This window comes from Pseudomonas sp. 8Z (assembly GCF_902506535.1).
GTDB lineage: Bacteria > Pseudomonadota > Gammaproteobacteria > Pseudomonadales > Pseudomonadaceae > Aquipseudomonas.
This window is the reverse complement of sequence record NZ_LR733826.1, coordinates 531,788-552,243: the sequence shown is the minus strand read 5'-3', so window position 1 is coordinate 552,243 and position 20,456 is coordinate 531,788. Positions and strand designations below refer to the sequence as shown.

At 50.8% G+C, this 20,456-nt stretch carries 19 protein-coding genes; all 19 read left to right on the top strand.

Annotation, left to right across the window (positions count from 1 at the left end; all coding sequences use genetic code 11):
* Nucleotides 1-13 precede the first annotated feature (13 nt).
* Complete coding sequence (locus tag AERO9A_RS11895) at nucleotides 14-721, top strand: type 1 glutamine amidotransferase (protein ID WP_159972150.1); 708 nt, start codon at nucleotides 14-16, stop codon at nucleotides 719-721.
* Between the two features lie 195 nt (nucleotides 722-916).
* Nucleotides 917-2,113 carry an N-acetylmuramoyl-L-alanine amidase gene (locus AERO9A_RS11890; protein WP_159972149.1) on the top strand — a complete coding sequence of 399 codons (1,197 nt, stop codon included), beginning with the start codon at nucleotides 917-919 and terminating at the stop codon, nucleotides 2,111-2,113.
* 305 nt (nucleotides 2,114-2,418) lie between these two features.
* On the top strand, nucleotides 2,419-2,703 hold the full coding sequence (gene ihfB, locus AERO9A_RS11885) for an integration host factor subunit beta (RefSeq protein WP_037002350.1): 285 nt from the start codon (nucleotides 2,419-2,421) through the stop codon (nucleotides 2,701-2,703).
* Nucleotides 2,704-2,897: 194 nt separating this feature from the next.
* The gene (locus AERO9A_RS11880) at nucleotides 2,898-4,364 is read left to right on the top strand and encodes an MBL fold metallo-hydrolase RNA specificity domain-containing protein (protein WP_159972148.1); all 1,467 of its coding nucleotides are present in this window, start codon (nucleotides 2,898-2,900) and stop codon (nucleotides 4,362-4,364) included.
* Nucleotides 4,365-4,451: 87 nt separating this feature from the next.
* Nucleotides 4,452-5,723: a Wzz/FepE/Etk N-terminal domain-containing protein gene (locus AERO9A_RS11875; RefSeq protein WP_256665945.1), complete on the top strand. Its 1,272-nt coding sequence runs from the start codon at nucleotides 4,452-4,454 to the stop codon at nucleotides 5,721-5,723.
* A 70-nt stretch (nucleotides 5,724-5,793) separates the two neighbouring features.
* On the top strand, nucleotides 5,794-6,690 hold the full coding sequence (locus AERO9A_RS11870) for a phytanoyl-CoA dioxygenase family protein (protein WP_159972146.1): 897 nt from the start codon (nucleotides 5,794-5,796) through the stop codon (nucleotides 6,688-6,690).
* Nucleotides 6,683-7,846 (top strand): hypothetical protein, encoded by a 1,164-nt coding sequence (locus tag AERO9A_RS11865; protein ID WP_159972145.1) that lies wholly within the window; start codon nucleotides 6,683-6,685, stop codon nucleotides 7,844-7,846. The genes AERO9A_RS11870 and AERO9A_RS11865 overlap by 8 nt, the downstream gene beginning before the upstream one ends.
* 22 nt (nucleotides 7,847-7,868) lie before the next feature.
* On the top strand, nucleotides 7,869-8,471 hold the full coding sequence (locus AERO9A_RS11860) for a DapH/DapD/GlmU-related protein (RefSeq protein WP_218580142.1): 603 nt from the start codon (nucleotides 7,869-7,871) through the stop codon (nucleotides 8,469-8,471).
* Nucleotides 8,461-9,459: a UDP-N-acetylglucosamine 4,6-dehydratase (inverting) gene (gene pseB, locus AERO9A_RS11855; protein WP_159972143.1), complete on the top strand. Its 999-nt coding sequence runs from the start codon at nucleotides 8,461-8,463 to the stop codon at nucleotides 9,457-9,459. The genes AERO9A_RS11860 and pseB overlap by 11 nt, the downstream gene beginning before the upstream one ends.
* Before the next feature lie 3 nt (nucleotides 9,460-9,462).
* Nucleotides 9,463-10,620, top strand: a complete 1,158-nt coding sequence (pseC, locus tag AERO9A_RS11850) for a UDP-4-amino-4,6-dideoxy-N-acetyl-beta-L-altrosamine transaminase (protein WP_159972142.1) — start codon at nucleotides 9,463-9,465, stop codon at nucleotides 10,618-10,620.
* Nucleotides 10,617-12,245: an aldo/keto reductase gene (locus AERO9A_RS11845; protein ID WP_159972141.1), complete on the top strand. Its 1,629-nt coding sequence runs from the start codon at nucleotides 10,617-10,619 to the stop codon at nucleotides 12,243-12,245. Before pseC ends, AERO9A_RS11845 begins: the two co-directional genes overlap by 4 nt.
* Nucleotides 12,242-13,042, top strand: coding sequence for an SDR family NAD(P)-dependent oxidoreductase (locus tag AERO9A_RS11840; protein WP_159972140.1), 801 nt, complete (start codon nucleotides 12,242-12,244; stop codon nucleotides 13,040-13,042). Before AERO9A_RS11845 ends, AERO9A_RS11840 begins: the two co-directional genes overlap by 4 nt.
* Nucleotides 13,039-14,169, top strand: a complete 1,131-nt coding sequence (gene pseG, locus AERO9A_RS11835) for a UDP-2,4-diacetamido-2,4,6-trideoxy-beta-L-altropyranose hydrolase (protein ID WP_256665944.1) — start codon at nucleotides 13,039-13,041, stop codon at nucleotides 14,167-14,169. The genes AERO9A_RS11840 and pseG overlap by 4 nt, the downstream gene beginning before the upstream one ends.
* Nucleotides 14,159-14,803, top strand: a complete 645-nt coding sequence (locus AERO9A_RS11830; protein ID WP_159972139.1) for a formyltransferase family protein — start codon at nucleotides 14,159-14,161, stop codon at nucleotides 14,801-14,803. The genes pseG and AERO9A_RS11830 overlap by 11 nt, the downstream gene beginning before the upstream one ends.
* On the top strand, nucleotides 14,796-15,854 hold the full coding sequence (gene pseI / locus AERO9A_RS11825; protein ID WP_159972138.1) for a pseudaminic acid synthase: 1,059 nt from the start codon (nucleotides 14,796-14,798) through the stop codon (nucleotides 15,852-15,854). The genes AERO9A_RS11830 and pseI overlap by 8 nt, the downstream gene beginning before the upstream one ends.
* Nucleotides 15,841-17,157 carry a hypothetical protein gene (locus AERO9A_RS11820; RefSeq protein ID WP_159972137.1) on the top strand — a complete coding sequence of 439 codons (1,317 nt, stop codon included), beginning with the start codon at nucleotides 15,841-15,843 and terminating at the stop codon, nucleotides 17,155-17,157. Before pseI ends, AERO9A_RS11820 begins: the two co-directional genes overlap by 14 nt.
* Entirely contained in the window at nucleotides 17,154-18,710 is a 1,557-nt protein-coding gene (locus AERO9A_RS11815; RefSeq protein ID WP_159972136.1) for a capsule biosynthesis protein, read from the top strand. Before AERO9A_RS11820 ends, AERO9A_RS11815 begins: the two co-directional genes overlap by 4 nt.
* Nucleotides 18,707-19,501 carry a glycosyltransferase family 2 protein gene (locus tag AERO9A_RS11810; RefSeq protein ID WP_159972135.1) on the top strand — a complete coding sequence of 265 codons (795 nt, stop codon included), beginning with the start codon at nucleotides 18,707-18,709 and terminating at the stop codon, nucleotides 19,499-19,501. The genes AERO9A_RS11815 and AERO9A_RS11810 overlap by 4 nt, the downstream gene beginning before the upstream one ends.
* Nucleotides 19,498-20,448, top strand: a complete 951-nt coding sequence (locus tag AERO9A_RS11805) for a UDP-glucuronic acid decarboxylase family protein (protein ID WP_159972134.1) — start codon at nucleotides 19,498-19,500, stop codon at nucleotides 20,446-20,448. Before AERO9A_RS11810 ends, AERO9A_RS11805 begins: the two co-directional genes overlap by 4 nt.
* The last annotated feature ends 8 nt before the right edge of the window (nucleotides 20,449-20,456 follow it).

The window sequence follows — 20,456 nt, the reverse complement described above, 5'->3', positions numbered from 1 at the left end:
CACACTGCAGCGCATGCCTGATGTCCTGATCATTACCCATATCGATTACTGCCCACCCGCACACCTGGGCCAGGTGCTGCGTGACCGTGGTATCGCTCATGACGTGCTGCGTGCCGATCTTGGCGAACTGCGAGGCTATGACTTGCAGCGGCCCAAGGCTGTAGCCGTAATGGGCGGGCCGATGAGCGTCAATGATCCGCTGCCCTGGATTGCTGATGAGGTTGCAGCGTTGCAGCAGTTAATCGCGCGGGATGTCCCCATTATTGGCCATTGCCTGGGTGGTCAACTCTTGGCGCGTGCGCTGGGGGCGTCGGTTACGCGCATGCCGTACATCGAGTCTGGATGGCAGCCGATGCAGTGCCTGCCCGAGGCGGCAGATAGTCCTTGGTTGGCGCATTTGCCGGAGCGCTTCGAAGTCTTCCAGTGGCACGGCGACACATTCGCCGTTCCGCATGCTGCGCGGCCCCTGTTTTCCAGCCAGTGGTGCGCCAATCAGGCCTTCGCCTGGGGTGACAAGGTGCTGGCTTTGCAGGGGCACCCGGAAATGACCGAGGCCCTGATTGAGCAATGGCTGACAGATTGGTCGCACTTGCTTGATCCAAGCCAGCCCAGCCAGCAGGCGTCCAACGAAATGCGTGCTCATCTGGCGGATAAAGTGGCGGCATTACATCAGGTGGCTAACGGTTTCTATATGCGCTGGCTGGAACTTGCCGGTCTCTGACTCGTGGCGAAGCGGCCCTACTAACCCGTTTATTGCGGCGTAACCTTGGAGCTGCCCTTGGGGGTGGGAGGAATGGTGTGGGTGAGCCTGTTACTTTGTAATAATATGTTATAAAGTTTCTTTTGGTGTTTGGGGCGACTTAAAAAGGGTGGCTTTAAACACGGCTCTCTCGCACATTCAGGCTGTGAAACCTGCATGGATAGACGAAAACTGCTGCAATTATTGCTCACCGGTCTGGTGCTGCCGACCTCGCTCACCGCTCAGGCTGCTCAGGCCGTGCGTCGTGTCGAGATTCTCCAGGTGGGTGGCAAAACACTTCTACAACTTGAGCTCACCGGGCCGATCAAAGCCAGCAGCTTTAGCCTCGATGCGCCTGCGCGGCTGGTAATCGATTTACAGGGTGCCACGCTGGCCGCGCCGCTCAGTGAGCTGCCCCTTGAGGGCACGCCTATCAGAGCGCTACGCAGTGGGCTAACGCCGAACGGCGAGTTGCGCATCGTGCTGGATTTGACCGACGCCTCTGTGCTCGCATCAATTCGACCGTTGCAGATGATCGGTTCGACTCTGCAAGTGCAGTTACCACAGATCACGCCAACGCCCGGCCAGCAAAAGATGGCTACGGCTGATCAGCGCTCTACGGAGGTGCCCGGACATCGCGATCTGCTTATCGTGATTGACGCAGGCCATGGCGGCAAAGACCCTGGGGCGCTGGGCGCCAAGGGTGAGCAGGAGAAGCTCGTTGCATTACAGATCGCCACACTGCTAGCGAAGAAAATCAATGCGCAAAAGGGCTATAAAGCACGCCTGACGCGCACCAGTGACGTATTTATCCCGCTGCGCAAGCGTGCCGAACTGGCTCAGCGCCTCAATGCCGATCTGTTTCTTTCAGTGCACGCCGATGCTGCGCCTCGGCGGACGGCGTCGGGAGCCTCGGTATTTGCCTTGTCCGAACATGGCGCAAGCTCCTCTATGGCGCGCTGGATGGCGCAACGGGAGAATGAGGCCGACTTCATAGGCGGTGGCTTGCCAGTCGCCATGCAACAGCGTGACCCGGTGCTGGCCAGTGTTCTGCTGGATATGTCGATGACGGCTACCATCTCCACCAGCCTGGATTTAGGGCATCAGGTCTTGCAGCGGCTGGGTTCAGTGGCAGGGCTGCATCAGTCGCGTGTCGAACAAGCTGGCTTTGCCGTGCTCAAATCCGCTGCAGTGCCATCGATCTTGGTGGAAACCGGCTTTATTTCCAATGTCGGCGACTGCAGGCGTCTGCACGATGCTCGTCACCAGTACAATCTGACTGACGCTATCTTCGCCGGTGTGGACAGCTATTTCCGCAAGCGTCCGCCTGTTGGCAGTCTGATTGCCGCCATGGTTGCTAAAGCACCGGCCTGAGCATTGGGTATGTGCACCGCCAGGCGACCAGTCGCGTTAGTACAGCCTGACAGTGCCTTTATGCGGCTATGGCTTACTCAGCCAGACGTGTTGCCAGTCGCTGAGCAGCGGCCGTCAGTGTCGGGCCGCTCTCTCGGCACGCTAATGCTCGTGGTCATGGGTTGTATTGCTTTGCAAAGCTTTCCTCGATGTGACTAATCCTCATGACCTCGCTAACACCTTGTTTTTAGGCTGTTCAAAAGCTGACCAGCGTGCTACAACCAAACCGTCGAGTCTTCTAGCCGCTTGAAAACGAAGGGAAAACCATGACCAAGTCGGAGTTGATCGAAAAAATCGTCACTCACCAGGGTCAGCTCTCCTCAAAGGATGTCGAGCTGGCCATCAAGACTATGCTGGAGCAAATGTCCCAGGCGTTGGCGACAGGGGATCGTATCGAGATTCGCGGCTTTGGCAGCTTCTCCCTGCACTATCGGGCGCCCCGTGTGGGCCGCAATCCCAAGACCGGCCAGTCGGTACGTTTGGATGGCAAATTCGTGCCGCACTTCAAACCGGGCAAAGAGTTGCGTGATCGCGTCAATGAGGACGAGTGATGGCGTTTTAGTGCGCCTTTGCTTAATCGCTATCGGCGTCGTTTAGCTTGTCAAATAGTAAAAAATCGTCAAAATGTGTCGGCCTTCACGGTGGAGGCTATCTGCTTAGGCTACTCCCACTTATTCGCCAGTAGATAAACGTCGCGTCTTTGGGGCAGTCCCTTTAGAAGTCGTCAGTGTTAAAGGATTGGCCTGTGCGATACCCCAACATCATCCATCATGGCGCCGTTAGCGGTGTGACGGGCTCTTGTCATCAGTTGCTGATGGATGAAGATTTCAGCGTATTGATCGATTGCGGTCTTTTTCAGGGGGCAGAAACCTCTCCCCAAGGCCACGCCAGCGCCGGGCAACTCGCCATCGATTTCCCTCTGAATGGCGTCAGGGCTCTTATTGCAAGCCATGTCCATATCGACCATGTTGGTCGCATTCCATACCTGCTTGCGGCTGGCTTTCAGGGGCCGATTCTTTGTAGTGAGCCGTCGGCAAAACTGCTTCCTATAGTCCTTGAAGATGCCTTCAAGCTGGGTTTCAGTCGAGATCAGAAGCAGGTTGAGCGCTATATTCGCCTAGTCGAACAGCGCATCATCGCATTGCCATATAAGCAATGGTTCACGCTGGCCGACACCGAGAGACTGATCGCTCGCGTTCGCTTGCAGCGAGCAGGGCACATCCTCGGTTCGGCATATGTTGAGATTGATCTGACCTACCCGCAAAGCGGTGAGACGAAGCGCATCGTGTTTTCTGGCGATCTCGGCGCTCCTCATGCACCGCTCCTTCCTGCGCCTAAACCGCCCTACAAAGCTGACATGCTGGTGATTGAAAGCACCTACGGTAATCGTATGCATGAAAATCGCCGCACCCGTCGAAATCGACTGGAAAAGGTGCTCGAACATGCGCTGAGTAACCAGGGCACCGTTCTGATTCCTGCATTCAGCATTGGTCGCACTCAAGAGCTGCTTTACGAGCTGGAAGACATTATCCATCGCCGTGTTGCCAAAAACCTGGATAGGCAGGCCGCTACTCGAACGAGCAAGCGAGAGCCTGTACCCGCGCTCGATTGGAGCAACCTGCCGATCATTCTCGATTCCCCCTTGGCGAGCCGTTTTACCCAGGTTTATCGAGAGCTTGATCACTTCTGGGATGCAGAGGCCAGAGCGCGCCTTAATGAAGGGCGTAATCCCCTGGTTTTTCGTAACCTGCTGACGGTAGACAGCCACAAAGCGCACCTGGCAATGGTCAAGCGTCTGGCTCAAACCGCTCAGCCTGCCATCGTAATTGCAGGCAATGGCATGTGCTCAAGTGGGCGTATCGTCAACTACCTGAAAGCCATGCTGAGTGATGAGCGGCACGATGTTCTCTTCGTGGGCTATCAAGCTGAGGGCACGCCGGGGCGGTTAATCCAGCAATATGGCCCGCGTAATGGCTATGTGCTAATGGATGAGCAGCGCTATGACATTCGCGCTCAAATACATACCATAGGCGGCTACTCAGCCCATGCCGATAAGGCAGGGCTAATTCGCTTCGCCACGGGGATGCGCAACATCCCTGAACAAATCCGTATCGTGCATGGTGCGCCAGATGCCAAGCGTGAGCTTGCTCAGGCATTGGCAAGCCACTTTGCCTGCTTGGGGCATGAAGTAGAGGTGCAAATGCCTACATGATGGCCTTGGCTCAATATAAATTCTCTTGTGTGCCGGTTATGCCGCGCACCTCAATGATTAAAAGCAGCAAACGACTTTGGAGTGTCTGTGAGTATTCAGCCTGTGATACCCCGTGAAACCAGAGCGGATGAGATCGACCTGGTAGAACTCTTCCATAAGCTATGGCAGCAGAAGTTGTTGATTGCGGGTTGTACGCTTGCTGTGACACTTTGTGCGGCGGCCTATGCTTTTCTTTCCACGCCTTCCTATGAGGTGCAAAGTGTTCTACGCCCGGCACCACTGAAGGAGCTTGATGAGCTTAACAGCACCGGTGTCTATAGCTTGACACCTGAAGATGCGTTAAAGCGAGTTGGCTCAGCATTGGAGTCCTACAGCACACGCGCCGAGTTTTTTCGTAATAACCCCGAGTTGTTCGCCAATTTGAAGGGTATCAATAAAAGTTTGGAACAACGCTTTGAGGCATTCAATGCTGAAAGTTTTAGCCTGATACAGCCTGATTCAAAACGAACGGACAATCTGAGTGACTTTGTTGGTTTGAAGCTGGTTTATCCCGAGACCCTCGATGGTGTTGAAATTCTTAATGGCATTGTGCAGCAAGCCATCATCGATGAGCGCCAGCGCGTGGCTCTGGATATGGAGGGCGTGATTCAAAATCGCTTGAACAAAATCGAGCGGCAAATGGCGGCTGCCCGCGCCAGCTATGAAGCTAAAAAAGAAGCAGCCATCGCCAAGCTGACAGAAGACGACAAATTGCAGCGGGCCATCTTGCAGGATGAACTCAAGGCGCTCAGAACCGAGTTACGCACGCGTCGGCAGAACCGCATTGCCCAGCTTGATGAGGCGATCAGCATTGCCAAGGCGTTGGGCATCACCAAGCCAACCAACCCGACATCGTTAGGTGATGCTGATAATGCCGGAGGGCAGGGCAATGTGTTTCGTACTGAGGTGATCAATCAGCAATTCCCGCTGCATTTCATGGGCACGGAAGCACTCGAGGCTGAACGAGCAGCGTTGCTCAAGCGTAAGTCTGATGACTACACCGAGCCGAAGATTGCCCTGATTCAAAACAAACTGCAGATGCTCGAACACAACCGGCAGGTAGAGATGATGCAGAGCCGGGATAACGAGGATCTATTTCTGGCTAAACTCTCCGAAATGCGAGAGGAGGCCGCGCGTTTACGCAGTATCAATCTGGACCTCAATCAATTGAATCTGGTGAGAATTGATCGGCCGGCGGTTAAGCCTCTAAATCCAATCAAACCTAAAAAGCTACTCATCGTAAGCTTGTCTATGGTGATGGGTTTTATGTTGGGTGTGTGTGTTGCTTTCTTACGAGTTGTTTTTCAGCGTAAAAATTGACTTGTAGCATCTCTGTATTTTGAGAGAGGGGTATCGTCTCCTCGTGGCTTCACATCTTTGAGGGCGGGGTATGATTTCAAAATATCGAATGATGCGAGGGCTCCTGAAGCGCAAGGTCGTTAGGGACTTTCTGTGGCGTTTAATATGGTTAAAAAATCTTGGTAAAGTTCAAGCTTACCGAAAATCTCTTAAACCATCTCAGACTGTGTTGAGCGGGGCGCTTGAGAGTGAGTATTATCTGAGTCGTCTTCGCTCTGATGGTGCGACGCTGGGCCCCTCTCTTTCTGTTGATAAAGTTGCTTATTTAAGACGGCTTGCTGATCGCTTGCCGTGTTTTGCAGATAGAAACCCAGAGCTGGGGTTTTATTTGAAGGACTTGTGTGCGATGGAGGCGCATTTGGGTAAGCGCCTTTTGTTGGCTCAGTATTTGAATATTCAGGATGATCCGGTGGTGAAGCAGTTGTCTCGCGATGACTTTATTCTGGATCTTGCGGCGGCCTACTTGGGGGCTACTCCGAAATTGATGAGTGCTAATATGTGGTGGACATTTCCTGTGGATGCAAGTCCTGAGGATCGGTCAAAGCACGCTCATGTATTTCACTATGATTTGGACGATATCAAGTTCGTGAAGTTCTTTTTTTATCTTACGGACGTGGATAGTGAAAGTGGGCCTCATGTGTATGTAAGGACATCTAATCACGATATACGCTATAAAAATAGCGTGTTCAAGGCTAAGCGCTTTACTGATGAAGAGGTCCTTGCGGCCTACGGTGAAAATAATATTGTCGAGGTGTGCGGGGGGGCGGGATCCTGCTTGATTGAAGACACCATAACATTGCATAAAGGCGTGACACCATTGCGTCGCCCGCGATTGCTGCTGCAGTTTGAGTTTTCGATTAATACCTATCCAGAAATGAGTTGCGTTGTGGATCCTTCTCGCCAGCGTATTGTGCTTCAAAATGCGTGAGTGGTCTTATCTAATTTTTGCCGCTGCAGGTGTCGGGGTTGCTGCGCTGAAAGGATTTTTATATGCACATGTGCTTGGTGAGATAGAGTATGCGGCGATTGGATATTATTTACTGGCTTTGGGAGTTGGCGGGCTGCTTGTCGGCAGTGGCGTAATTCTGAGGGCTCATTCTGAGCTTCCCTCAATGGAGCTAGCGCAGCGCTTTTTATTCGTTGCGCAGGGGCGAACGGTTGGGTTCGCTTTTTGGTTGTTATTAAGTCTCCCAAGTGTAATTGCGGGATCTTTGCTTTGGGACTTTAGCCTGACTTTGCTCACGCAGGTCCAGGTTTTGGTCATGTTTTTGTTTACCTTGGATGTTGTGGCGCGGAAAAGCGACGGGGACTTTCTTGGTTATGCGCGCGCGGTGTTCTTGCGTAACTTGTTATTGTTGTTTGGTGGGCTGGCTGCCGCTTACTTGACGGGGTCTGCTTGGTTTTCAATTTTGGCTGAGGTTGTTCTTGGTTTTTTTGCTTGTGGCACCACGGTCGTTAACTGGGTCTTGAACTTTAGGCTTCCTGATGTTGACTATGTGCGACGTTGCTTTAGTTTTATTCCCGTTAGTCTCCTAGGTGGGCTGGGTCAGTATGTTGATCGTCTGTGTGCTTCGTTTTTTTTACCGGCGGTGGTTTTTTCGGCATACTCTTACCTTTCTCTGCTGATGGTCGGTGCTCTGGCAATTCAGCAAATAGTAAACACTAAAGTGATAACCTTGCTTGCAGTACGTTGTAAAGAATCGCCGCGTGATGCGTTTGCTTATTTGCTGAAGGTCTCAGGTGGCGTGTTTTTAATTGCCTTGCTGCTAATGGCGTGCGCAGCGTATGTTCTGTTTTTTAGTTGGTTCTCTGCTTCTTGGGTTAGCGTGGATATTATAGTGGTTGTCTTGTTTGTTTTAGGCGTGTCCTGTAGGGCGGCGGAGTTTTTTTCTAGTTTTCTTATCGTGATGCACAAGAAAAAGTTATTGGCTTGGATTCAGTTCGTTGGCCTGTTTGTGTATGCGATTCTTTCTGTTATTTCGTATTCTTCGGGTTTTGTACCTTTCGTTGTTTCAATGGTGAGTGGAATGATATTTTTCACTGCGGTGTTGGCGCTGGTTTCTTGGAGGGTGTCCTTTGCTTAGGCGTCTTTGGGATGTGATATGGATGCGATTTTACGCTGTCTGGGTATGTGGAGCCGGCCTATTTCGAGGCTATCGTTGCCATCCATTTGCTCGAATGAAAGGAAACGCGCTTACCATTGAGGCTGGTTGTTCTGTTCGACGGGCGGCATTGGATAGTAGCTTTGGTAACATCCGCTTGAGCTCAGGCTGTTGGCTCAATGATGGTGTGGAAATTTCAGCAATTAGCGAAGTTCGTATTGGGCGCGGTACGACATTGCAGCGGAATGTGACCATCAATGGGCAGGTGGGTCTAGGAGAGGGGTGTTTATTGGCGCCTAATGTGTTTATTTCTTCTACCTCTCATGTTCATGATCGGTTTCCAGGGATGCCAATTCGAGAGCAAGAGGGTGCGTTGCCTCGGGATGAATTTTTGCGGCTCTATAATCGGCCTATTTTGATTGGGGATGATGTTTGGATTGGTGTTAATGCCGTGTTGATGCCAGGAGTGCAAGTTGGTGCTCATGCCATTATTGGTGCTAATGCCGTAGTAACAAAAAATGTGCCTGAAGGGGCTGTTGTTGCAGGTGTGCCTGCAAAAATATTGGATTATCGTTTAGGCTTTGAGGAAAAAAATTGTGCTGAGTAATAAAACTATCCTTATTACTGGTGGGACTGGTTCGTTCGGCAATACTTTTGTCCCTATGACGCTCGCCAAGTACAACCCCAAAAAAATCATCATCTTCTCCCGTGATGAGATGAAACAGTGGGATATGGCCAAGAAGTTCGAGGGTGATCCACGCGTTCGTTTCTTCATCGGTGACGTACGTGACAAGGATCGCCTATACCGTGCTCTCGATGGCGTGGATTACGTGGTACATGCCGCCGCCACCAAGATTGTACCGACCGCTGAATACAACCCGTTCGAGTGCATCAAAACCAACATCAACGGCGCCATGAACCTGATTGATGCTTGCATCGATAAGGGCGTCAAGCGCGTTGTTGCACTGTCCACCGATAAGGCCAGTAGCCCGATCAACCTCTACGGCGCTACCAAACTCGCCTCCGACAAACTCTTCGTCTCCGGTAACTCCTATGCCGGTGGGCATGACACCCGCATGGCTGTCGTGCGTTACGGCAATGTCATGGGGTCACGTGGCTCAGTGATTCCGTTCTTCATGTCGATCAAGGACAAAGGCGAACTACCAATTACTGACGAGCGCATGACGCGCTTCATGATCTCCTTGGAAGAGGGCGTCGAGTTGGTTTGGCACGCGTTCGATGATATGGAAGGCGGTGAGATCTATGTGAAAAAGATCCCCTCCATGAAAGTGACTGACCTGGCCCGTGTCGTTGCTCCCGAAGCATCGCAGAAGATCGTTGGCATTCGTCCGGGTGAAAAACTGCACGAGCAGATGATCAGTGCTGAAGATTCCTATACGACCTACGAGTATCCTGAACACTTCAAAATTCTTCCGGTGATTCATGACTGGGCGAACTGCCCCAAGCGCATAAAGGATGGGAAGAAAGTGCCAGAAGGCTTCGTGTACTCCAGTGACAACAATGCAGAATGGATGAGTGACGAGGCGCTTTGCGCCTGGATCGAACAAAACCGCGAAAAAATCGGGAGTATCTGAGTCGTGATCCCCTATGGTCGCCAGGACATTACGCAAGCTGACATTGATGCGGTTGTCGAGGTTCTGCAGTCTGATTTTCTCACCCAAGGCCCGATGGTGCCTCGCTTCGAGCAAAGTGTTGCGCGCCATGTCGGAGCAGCGCATGCGTTGGCGGTCAACAGCGCCACTTCGGCACTGCATATCGCCTGCCTAGCTTTGGGTTTGGGAGAAGGCGACCGCCTGTGGACATCACCTATCACTTTCGTGGCTTCTGCCAACTGCGCGCTGTACTGTGGGGCGCAGGTGGATTTCGTCGATATTGACCCGCGTACCTATAACCTCTGTCCCGAAGCTCTTGAGCGCAAGTTGCAGGTGGCCGAGCGCGAGGGAACCTTGCCCAAGGTGCTCGTTGCCGTGCATCTCTGTGGCCAGCCTTGTGACATGCAAGCTATTTCGGTACTGGCCAAGCGCTATGGATTTAAGGTCATCGAAGATGCCTCCCATGCTATTGGTGGCAAGTACCAGGGTGAATTCATCGGCAACTGTCGTCACAGCGATATCACTGTGTTCAGCTTTCATCCAGTGAAGATCATTACCACCGCAGAGGGGGGGATGGCTCTTACCAATAGCGCCGAGCTGGCAGAAAAAATGGCTTTGCTACGCAGTCACGGTATCACCCGTGACCTGAAGCAAATGACCCACGCTGCCGATGGTCCCTGGTATTACCAGCAGATCGACCTGGGCTTCAACTACCGCATGACCGAATTGCAGGCCGCGCTCGGATTCAGTCAGTTGCAGCGTCTCGATCAATTCGTGGCGCGTCGCCATGAGTTGGCCGCCCGCTATGACCAACTATTGGCGGCATTGCCAGTGACAACGCCCTGGCAGCATCCCGACAGCTACTCCGGCCTGCACCTATACGTCGTGCGCCTGAAGCTGGTGCAGATCGGTAAAAGCCATCGTCAGGTCTTTGAGTCGATGCGTGAGCAGGGTATTGGCGTGAACCTGCACTACATCCCTGTACACACCCAGCCTTACTATCAGCGCATGGGTTTCATGCTTGGGGATTTCCCCGAGGCTGAGCGTTATTACGCCGAAGCCATCAGTTTGCCGATGTTTCAGACCATGACTTATGCCCAGCAGGATCGAGTTATTGAGGTGTTGCGCGAGGTGCTTTGTTGAAAAGTGTAGCTGTTCTTCAGGCGAGAACATCTTCGTCTCGGCTTCCTGGAAAGGCTCTACTCCCTATCAACGGGATTCCAGTTGCCATACTTGCAGCTAAAAGAGCGGCGAACACTGGTCGTGATGTCGTCATTGCTACATCTGATGAATGGAGCGACGACAAGCTGGCTGATGTCGCCTTGGCTTATGGCGTAAAATGTTTTAGGGGGAGTTTGAATAATACGCTTAGTCGCGTCGTTGAAGCCCTGACTGTATACACTGACGACACCGTTGTTTTTCGTTTGACTGGGGATAATGTATTTCCAGATGGTGCACTATTGGATGAGATAGAAGAAGATTTTCTGTCCACGGGTGCAGCATATATGTCCTGTAATGGCGTTTTGTCAGGGCTTCCTTATGGCGTCAGTGCTGAGGTGACTTATCTGAAGCACTTGCGAGAGGCTTGGGCTAATACTGATGCCCCTTACGATATTGAGCATGTTACGCCGTATGTTGCAAGAACCTATGGTCGTAGGGTTTTCGAAAAGTATTCATCAATGTTGAAGGGCAACTACCGTTGTACCATTGACTGTTTAGATGATTACCTGGTCGTTCAAGACGTTTTTTCTGGGATTGAAGACCCTCTGTCGGTATCAGTGTTTGAGTTGATAGCGCGCCTTGATGGAAAGCGCTATCAGCCGATTGCAAAGAGCCCTGCTAGTAAATTCGTTCTGGGTACTGCGCAGCTAGGCTTAGATTATGGGATTGCCAACAATACAGGGCGCCCTAGTTCGGCGGTGAGCGGTGAAATTGTAAAGCTTGCGATCTCTAATGGAGTTTCTCTGATAGATACGGCTCGTGCATATGGCGAGTCGGAGAGGGTCGTTGCTCAGTCTTTGCAGAATGGTTGGCAAGGGCGTGCACAAGTTATTACGAAACTTTCGCCTTTGGATGATTGCCCGGCAGATGCTCTGGATCATGTTGTAAATGCTTTTGTTGATGCAAGCGTTCATTTATCACGTGCAAATTTAAGGCAGCAAAGAATTGATGTACTCATGCTGCATCGGGCTAGCCACCTTTATGCATGGGGTGGCGCTGTGTGGCGTCGATTGCTTGAGCTTAAAGCGCTTGGTTTTATTGGCGAATTGGGTGTCTCGGTTCAGTCGCCAAATGAGTTAATGGATGCTCTTGCGAGCGAGAGTGTGTCCCATATTCAGTTGCCAATGAATATTTTCGACTGGCGCTGGAAAGATGCTGTTCCTAAAATCCGAGAGACAAAATTATCGAGACGCTTGAATGTTCATGTTCGGAGCGCTTATTTGCAAGGGGTTCTTCTTAGTCAAGAAGTTGCGGTATGGCATGCTGCGAATGTAGACAAAGCACTCGACTGTATTGAATGGCTGAATGACACTGCCAGCAAATTAGGGCGACGCAGTGTTGCAGATTTGTGTGTTGGATACCTCAGCTCTCTTGATTGGGTTGACGGAGTTGTTGTAGGTGTGGAGACGATTGAACAACTGGAATCAAATATTGAACTGTTTGGTTTGCAAGGTTTGACGGCTGAACAAGTTCGAGTGATAGACAGGGAACGGCCCGTATTGTCTGAGAGCAGCTTAAACCCAGCCCGCTGGAGCAGTCACAGATGAGTCTGGGTGTCGATATATTTTCTCTTCGTGGTAAAACCGCATTGGTAACTGGTGCTACGGGCTATCTTGGCTCGGCGATGGCTTTTGCTTTGGCTGAAGCAGGGGCGATGGTGCTGGTCAATTCTCGTTCTCGCTCTCGTAGTGAGGCACTGGTAGAAAGTATTCGTCGCTCTGGCTTTTCAGCGTCTCCGGCAGTTTTTGATGTTGCCGATGAAGAGGCCGTTAAAAGCTTTTTTGAGCAAAATGCTGGGCTCGAACTGAATGTGTTGGTCAACAATGCTTATGCCGGGGGTGGGGGCACGATCGAAATTTCCGATTCGCGCTCTTATATCAAAAGCTACGAAGTTACATTGGTTGCAGCGCACAATATGTTGCGTCACGCGTTACCTTGTTTACGTCAAGCTGTAGAAGTATCTGGTTATGCAAGTGTTATTAATATTGCATCAATGTATGGATTGGTGAGCCCGGATCATGGTGTATACAGCTCTCCGCAATCTGTAAACCCGCCGTTCTATGGTGCTGCAAAGGCCGGTTTGATTCAGTGGTCACGTTATGCTGCCTGTGAATTTGGCCGTGAGAACATTCGTGTAAATAGTATTTCTCCTGGGCCATTTCCTTCTAAGTCTGTGCAGATAGACAATCCTTCGTTCGTTGAGTCGCTGTCTAAAAAGGTGCCGCTTGGTCGCATAGGGGACTCAGATGAAATCAAAGGGCCTGTACTATTTCTGGCTTCTTCTGCTTCTTCGTTCGTCAATGGCGCCAACATTAGCGTCGATGGCGGCTGGACGTCGTGGTGAGTAGCAAAATGCGGATTGCTATACGCGCAGACGCTTCACTGCAAATAGGCACAGGGCACATCATGCGTTGCTTGACGCTTGCTCGTGCGCTGCGTGAGCGCGGGCACGATTGCCTATTCATCTCGCGCGAGCATCCGGGCAATCTTCTCAAGCTGATCAGCGAAGATGGTTTTGCAGTGCATGCTCTGCCTGTCGGCAATGAGCTTGATAGCGAACTGGCGCACGCACAGTGGCTGGGTGCGTCTCAGGCCGAAGATGCATTGTCTTGCAAGGGACTACTGGTATCCTGGTCTCCTGACTGGCTAGTGGTCGACCACTATGCGCTGGATTATCGATGGGAAGTCAGCGTGCGCCCTGTGGGTTGCCGTGTGTTGGTAATCGATGATCTTGCAGATAGGCAACATAGTTGTGAGCTGCTGTTGGATCAGAACCTGGGGCGCTCTCACCTCGATTATCAGGACTTGTTACCGCAAGATTGCACAGTCCTGGCGGGCCCTCATTACGCTCTTCTGCGCGCGGAGTTTGCTGCAGTACGAGCTGATTCGCTGGCACGTCGTGAAGAGGGACTATTGAGTAGGGTGCTTATCGCGCTAGGCGGTGTGGACCAGCATAATTACACCAGCAAAATATTGAAGGCTTTGCAGGGTTGCAAATTAGCTGATGGCATTCGGTTTACTGTCGTTTTAGGGGCTACAGCACCTCATTTTCAAAGCGTTCGCGAGTTAGCTAAGCAATGTCCTTGGCCTGTAGAAGTACTATCCGGCATCAACAACATGGCACAGTACATGGCTGCTGCTGATCTGGCTATCGGGGCCGGTGGTGCCACGTCATGGGAACGCTGTTGTCTCGGTGTGCCAACATTGTTATTGGTATTGGCCGAAAACCAACTGCCAGCCAGCAAGCAGCTTGCCAGAAGTAGAGCCGCTCTAATGATTGAGGCAGATGGTGACTTGTGCGCGAAGTTACAGCGGGCTTTCATGTTGATGTCCAACTCTGAAGCGCTCAGAGAACACTCCAGCGCTGCCCGTCGTATTACCGATGGTATAGGCGTCGAGCGCGTGCTGGATGCGATGTCATCAATTAGCGGTTCTCAGTTATATTCGGTTGGATTCTGTAATGAAAATTAGCCTGTTGTGTAGTGATGCACGCCATCCGGTAAATGCGTTCTTGCTACGCTGGATGGAGGCAAACCGCACACGCGCCACGGTTGAGCTGGTAAGGAGCAAGAGAGAGCTCAGTGGTGGCGATATTCTGTTCCTGATTTCTTGTTCGGAGATCATTACTGCTGACGACAGAGCAGCCTATTCGCATAGCTTGGTTCTGCATGCCAGTGATCTCCCGCATGGGCGGGGCTGGAGTCCGCATATTTGGCAAATACTTGAAGGTGCCGAAGAAATCGTACTGAGCCTGATCGAGGCAGAAGACAGAGTCGATACGGGCTGTATCTGGAAGAAGATCAAAATTCCTATTGCTAAAGACATGCTCTGGGATGAGATCAATCATCAGTTGTTCGTGGCGGAAATCGAGTTGATTGATTTTGCTGTGAGTCAATGGCTTGCGATTGTGCCTACCCAGCAAGATGAATGTGGTGAGGTGACTTACTATCCGCGGCGAAAACCCGAGGATAGTAGACTCGATCCACGGCTTAGTATCGAAAGCCAGTTTGACCAAATGCGTGTGTGCGACCCTCTTCGCTATCCTGCATTCTTTGAGTTGTATGGTTGCAAATACAAATTGACCCTGGAGAAGATCGATGAGTGAGTGTATTGAGATTGATGGTCGTAAAATTGGTGGCGCTCACCTTCCTTACGTGATTGCGGAGATGTCTGCCAATCATAATGGCAATATTGATACAGCTTTTTCAATTATTGCTCAGGCCAAGCAAGCTGGTGCTGATGCCATCAAGATACAGACTTATCGTCCCGATACGATTACATTAGATTCGGCTCTACCAGATTTTCAGATCCATGATGGCCTATGGGCAGGCAAAACGCTCTACCAGCTTTACGAGTGGGCTCATACTCCTTGGGAGTGGCATGCGCCTTTATTCGATTACGCACGCAAGTTGGGTATCACTATTTTCAGCTCGCCATTTGATTCGACGGCTGTTGATCTTTTGGAGAACCTTAATGCGCCAGCCTACAAGATTGCCTCTTTCGAGGCTGTAGACTTGCCGTTGATCAAATACGTTGCCAGTACCGGGAAACCGATGATCATTTCCACTGGTATGGCCGACGCTGAGGAAATTGCTGAGGCCATTGAAGCTGCTCGTGAAGGTGGGTGCAAGGAGCTGGCCATATTGCATTGCGTTAGCGGTTACCCGGCGCCGGCTGAAGATTACAATTTGCGTACAATCCCGGACATGATCGCTCGGCACGGCTTAGTAACTGGATTGTCCGATCACACCTTGGATAACACTACGGCAATCACGAGCGTCGCTTTGGGTGCTTCCATTATCGAAAAGCACTTCACTCTAGACCGATCCGGTGGCGGCCCTGATGACAGTTTTTCTCTTGAACCCCACGAGCTCGTTGCGCTTTGCCGTGATACCAAGACAGCTTGGCAGGCGTTGGGGCAAGTGGACTATGGACGCAAATCAAGCGAACAGGGTAATGTCAAATTTAGGCGGTCACTGTATTTTGTAAAGAATTTGAACGCGGGAGATGTTGTAACGCCAGACGCGATTCGTAGCGTACGGCCAGGGTTTGGAGTTCCGCCTAAGTTTGCAAATAACATTGTCGGATGTCGTGTAAATGCCGATGTTGCTGCCGCCTCAGCAGTCACGTGGGGAGTATTAAGTGACAAGGCTTAGTTTTGTCGTTTCAAAAAAAGATTTGCGGGCAACAATCGGTAGTGCTGCTATTGTTATTGTTGGAGCTGTTTTTTTGCTTGTTTTAGATGTTCTGATGCCGTTCACGTCTGCCTACGCAGATGTGATTCCGGCATATTTTATTTACACCTCTTTTTTTTGTGTGTTTGTTTTATTTTATTCATTGTTCTCGCTGTGTTTTATGAGCGTGCCGGTCTCAGGTGGGGGGCAGAGAAGGCTGCCGGTCGGTCTGTCGCAGGCAATGAATCTCTCGTTATTTCTGTCTGTGTTGGCTATTTTTTCTCTGTTTGTAGATAGGGCTTTCTATAGAGGGGTCGACTTTGCCAGTAATAATTTTGTTGAAATGCGTGCGGCTTTAAACTCTAGCGCTACGGGTTCGATATCTTCTGTGTTTAGTTTTTTTGGTAATCTTTTTCAGTTTTCATATTTTTTTACGTTGCTTGCTGCCGTTTTTTATAGGGAGTTTATATCTGCTCAAAGATTTTTGGTCTATGTGTTTTTTATTTGTGCGTGTGTTTTATTGGGCTCTTATTTGCTTGGGGGGCGGGCGATTATTGCTGTTGTGTTTTTGAGTGTTTTGGCGGGGTTTGTTGCGCGGGTTGTCGTAGGGGCTTCGTCTTTTGGTGCTTTTTTTAAAGGTAAGAATTTACTTTTGTTTTTTTTCATGTCGATCATGTTTTTGTTTGTAGTTATTTATGTTTTTTATATGCGGTCTTCTGTTGGGGGGACAAGTTCGGTTGAATATTTGAATAATTTTTTATTTCATTTGCATGGTGTTTCCCTGTTGCCGTTAGGGCAGTGTGGGGTGGATTTTATTTGTGATATAAAGAATTACTTTTATCTTTCTCTTTTGTACTTTACTCACGTTTTCTGGGTCCTTGCTGAAAATGTCGACTCTCCATTTATGAGTTCGGGAGGGGATCCTTTGTTTGGTGCTGTGCTGAGTGTTTTTTCTCGTTGGCTGCAGTTTGATTCTGGTAGTTATGAGTTTGCAGGTTTGTTTAACTCCATGCCGGGGTCTCTCTATTACAAATGGGGGGGGTGGGGGGTTGCAGTTGGTGCTGGCCTTGTCGGTTTTCTCTTGGCGCTGGCTATGTTTTGTTTGCGTTTCTATAAGGGGGTGTTGTCGCTGGTGTTTTTTTATCTGCTCTATATGTTGCTGTTGGTTTCTCCAGTGTTATCTATTTTTAATGTAATATCCTTTGTTTTTGTGATATTTTGCTTGTTCTTTTATTTCCTTGTGTTCCATTTTTTTGGTTTTGTTTTGAGAAGGATGCGGCTGTGAGAATTGGGTTTGCTAATATTTTTTCATTTCGGCCTCATGTTGAGCAACTCCATTACTTAGCAACGCTGTTAGAACAGGCTGGGCATGAAACATTCTTTTTGACCTGCGATTCTGCCGTTAGCAACTGCTACCCACGCGCAATCAAAGGCACTGGCAAGCTCAAAGAGTGTGCTAAATGCATGGTTGGCGGTGTCCGAAGCTATACAGGGGAGGACGTTACTGCGATTCGACGGGGTTCTGTGAGTGAGTTGCCTGAGTCCATTCTGGACGAGCTCGCATTATCCAGCTCATGCACATTGACGCGCACCGAGTCAGAAGCAGAATGGATGGAGCCGGAAGTGGTGCGTGTACGGCAGTCGCTCTACGAGCCCATTGCCAGCACTTATTCGAGTACGCGGCGCTGGATTGAAGACAACGATATTGAAGGTGTCATCTGTTTCAATGGGCGGATGGACTTGACGCGTGCAGTGACGTTCGCGTGCGAACAAGCAGGAGTTCCTTTTATTACCCACGAGCGTCCCTGGTTCAGCCAAGGACTCAACTTGACGCCGAATGCGAATTGCCTGTCGCTCAAGGCAGTGAGCGATATGGTGGCCGAATTTGATGAGCGGCCACTGACTTTGGCGCAGGCTAGAATTGCAGGTAGGCATATCGGCGAGCGCTTCCTCCAGCGCAATTCCCTGGAGTGGCGCCTTTACAATACGAATCCGGAGCCAGCACCTTGGCCTCTCCAGTCAGATGGCTTGCGTGTCTTGATACTGCCCAGTAGCAAGAATGAGTTTGCCGGTCATGCTGAGTGGAAAACGCCTTGGATTGACAATACTCAGGCCCTTGACGATTTTTTCGAGGCATTTTCCATAAAGCCAGAACAGGTTGTGCTGCGTTGCCATCCAAACTGGGCCGAGAAAATCGGACAAGTTGGTGGTGATCGGTCACTGACACTCTATAAGAAGTGGGCTCACCTGCGTGGTGTTCATTGTGTGTCCAGTGAACAAAAGGCCAATACATACGACCTTATCCAGCAGGCTGACATTGTCGTGCTCAATGGGGGGAGTTCCGCCGTCGAAGCGGGGGCCTGCGGTAAGCAAGTCATTTGCCTCGGCCCCTCAAGCTACGCGCGGGCAGGCTTTGTGAGAGCCTTTCCTAATAAGGCAAGTCTGTATGAGCCTCATGCACGTAGAGATCTCGACCCCGACCAGGTAATGCGCAAGACACTACGGTTTATCTATGTGCGCTCCCACCGTCATCCTCAGTTTGTTGATTACGTTCGCCCCATTGAAACCACGCGTTATCAATATTTTCAAGGGGCGGATGCCGGTCGGATAATCGATATGTTTAAAACAGGTGTTCTGGCCGCGGACGATCCTGTCTATGGCGCATCTGATAGCGGAGAAAATCCCATCCTTGAGTTGCTCAAGGCGAAAAAATGGGGAGAGCTTGCGGATTACGACGTGCCGAGTCGCATGCTGCCGATAATGGAAATCAAGCGTCGCCTAGCTTTGCGTTGGGTCGATGACTTCAGGGCTATGTTGCCCAGGGGAGATAGAGGTTGAATCAAGCAGGTATCCCGGCGGTTACTATCGTCACGCCGTCTTATAACGCAGAGAAACTGATTGGGCGAACTATAGAGTCCGTTCTCGCGCAAACTTTCCAGAATTGGGAGTTGCTCGTTATTGACGATTGTTCCAAAGACTCTACGCGGGAAGTCGTTGCTGCCTATGCCGCGCGCGATGAGAGGGTTCGCCTGATCGCTCTTAAGAAAAACAATGGTGCTCCAGCCGCGCCCCGTAATATTGGGGTGCGTGAGGCGAGGGGGCATTGGATTGCATTCCTTGATGCTGATGATATTTGGCATCCGGCTAAGCTCAGCATGCAGTTGGAAGCGGCCGTGGCGAAGTCTGCGGTGTTCGTTAGCTCACAGATGAAAGATTTCTGGGATGAGTCTGAATTGACTTTTCCTGCCGTGACGGGGGCTGAACTGGAAGCGGTAACCTTCACTCGGCAGCGCCTTAAAGGACGGATTCCTACTTCAAGTGTGCTTGTCACGCGTGAGCTGATGATCGCATTCCCGTTCAATGAGGATATTCGTTACAAGGCTGTGGAGGACTACCACTGCTGGTTAAGGATCCTTAACAGTGGAGTTGTGAATTGGAAAGTCAAGTATCCGCTGCTTAGTTATCGTCGTATCGCAGGTCAGATTTCCGGTTCCAAGCGTTACATGCTGGAACGAATGTATATGCTGCATCGGGAGTTTCCTAATACTCGAATTTCAGCGGCGGCGCTATTTACGCTTACCCATGCGCTGGGTGGTTTTTATTACCGTATTTTAAGGAAAGGTCTATGAAACGGATCATGGTGACCGGCGGGGCCGGCTTTCTTGGCTCGCATCTGTGTGAGCGGTTATTGTCCGAAGGTAACGAAGTATTGTGCGTGGACAACTTCTTTACAGGAGCCAAGCGCAATATTGCCCATTTGCTGAGCAATCCTTACTTTGAGTTGATCCGCCATGATGTGACCTTTCCGCTGTATGTCGAGGTCGATGAAATCTATAACCTCGCTTGTCCGGCATCGCCTGTGCATTATCAGTTTGACCCTGTGCAGACGCTCAAGACCAGTGTGCATGGTGCTATCAACGTACTGGGGCTTGCCAAACGCACCAAGGCGAAGATTTTTCAGGCATCGACTAGTGAGGTGTATGGCGATCCAGAGATTCATCCTCAACCTGAATCCTATTGGGGGCGTGTGAATCCTATTGGTATTCGTTCATGTTATGACGAGGGCAAGCGTTGTGCTGAAACACTTTTCTCCGATTACCACAGGCAGCACGGTGTAAGAATCAAGATTGCCCGGATCTTCAACACCTATGGCCCACGGATGCACCCCAATGATGGGCGCGTCGTGAGTAACTTCATCGTTCAGGCTTTGCGTGGCGAGGACATCACTATCTACGGAGAGGGCCAGCAAACCCGTAGCTTCTGTTACGTTGATGACTTGGTCGAGGGCTTTGTGCGCCTGATGGGGACGTCCGATGAAGTGACCGGGCCGATCAACTTAGGCAACCCTGGCGAGTTCACCATGCTGCAGTTAGCTGAGCGTGTGTTGGCGCTTACTGGGTCGTCTTCGAAGCTGGTGTTCCGCCCTTTACCTCAAGATGATCCGAAGCAACGCCAGCCCGATATTACTCAGGCAAAAGCCGTTCTCGATTGGCAACCGACCATCGTGCTCGATCAGGGTTTGGCAAAGACTATTAGCTATTTTGATGCTCTGCTTAAAGAGGAGCCTCTGGTTTGAGTTCGCTG

Coding starts and splice junctions, on each gene's coding strand:
- AERO9A_RS11895 (WP_159972150.1), top strand. CDS start 14: ATGCCTGATGTCCTGATCATTACCCATATCGATTACTGCCCACCCGCA.
- AERO9A_RS11890 (WP_159972149.1), top strand. CDS start 917: ATGGATAGACGAAAACTGCTGCAATTATTGCTCACCGGTCTGGTGCTG.
- ihfB (WP_037002350.1), top strand. CDS start 2,419: ATGACCAAGTCGGAGTTGATCGAAAAAATCGTCACTCACCAGGGTCAG.
- AERO9A_RS11870 (WP_159972146.1), top strand. CDS start 5,794: ATGATTTCAAAATATCGAATGATGCGAGGGCTCCTGAAGCGCAAGGTC.
- AERO9A_RS11865 (WP_159972145.1), top strand. CDS start 6,683: ATGCGTGAGTGGTCTTATCTAATTTTTGCCGCTGCAGGTGTCGGGGTT.
- AERO9A_RS11860 (WP_218580142.1), top strand. CDS start 7,869: ATGCGATTTTACGCTGTCTGGGTATGTGGAGCCGGCCTATTTCGAGGC.
- AERO9A_RS11840 (WP_159972140.1), top strand. CDS start 12,242: ATGAGTCTGGGTGTCGATATATTTTCTCTTCGTGGTAAAACCGCATTG.
- AERO9A_RS11830 (WP_159972139.1), top strand. CDS start 14,159: ATGAAAATTAGCCTGTTGTGTAGTGATGCACGCCATCCGGTAAATGCG.
- pseI (WP_159972138.1), top strand. CDS start 14,796: ATGAGTGAGTGTATTGAGATTGATGGTCGTAAAATTGGTGGCGCTCAC.
- AERO9A_RS11805 (WP_159972134.1), top strand. CDS start 19,498: ATGAAACGGATCATGGTGACCGGCGGGGCCGGCTTTCTTGGCTCGCAT.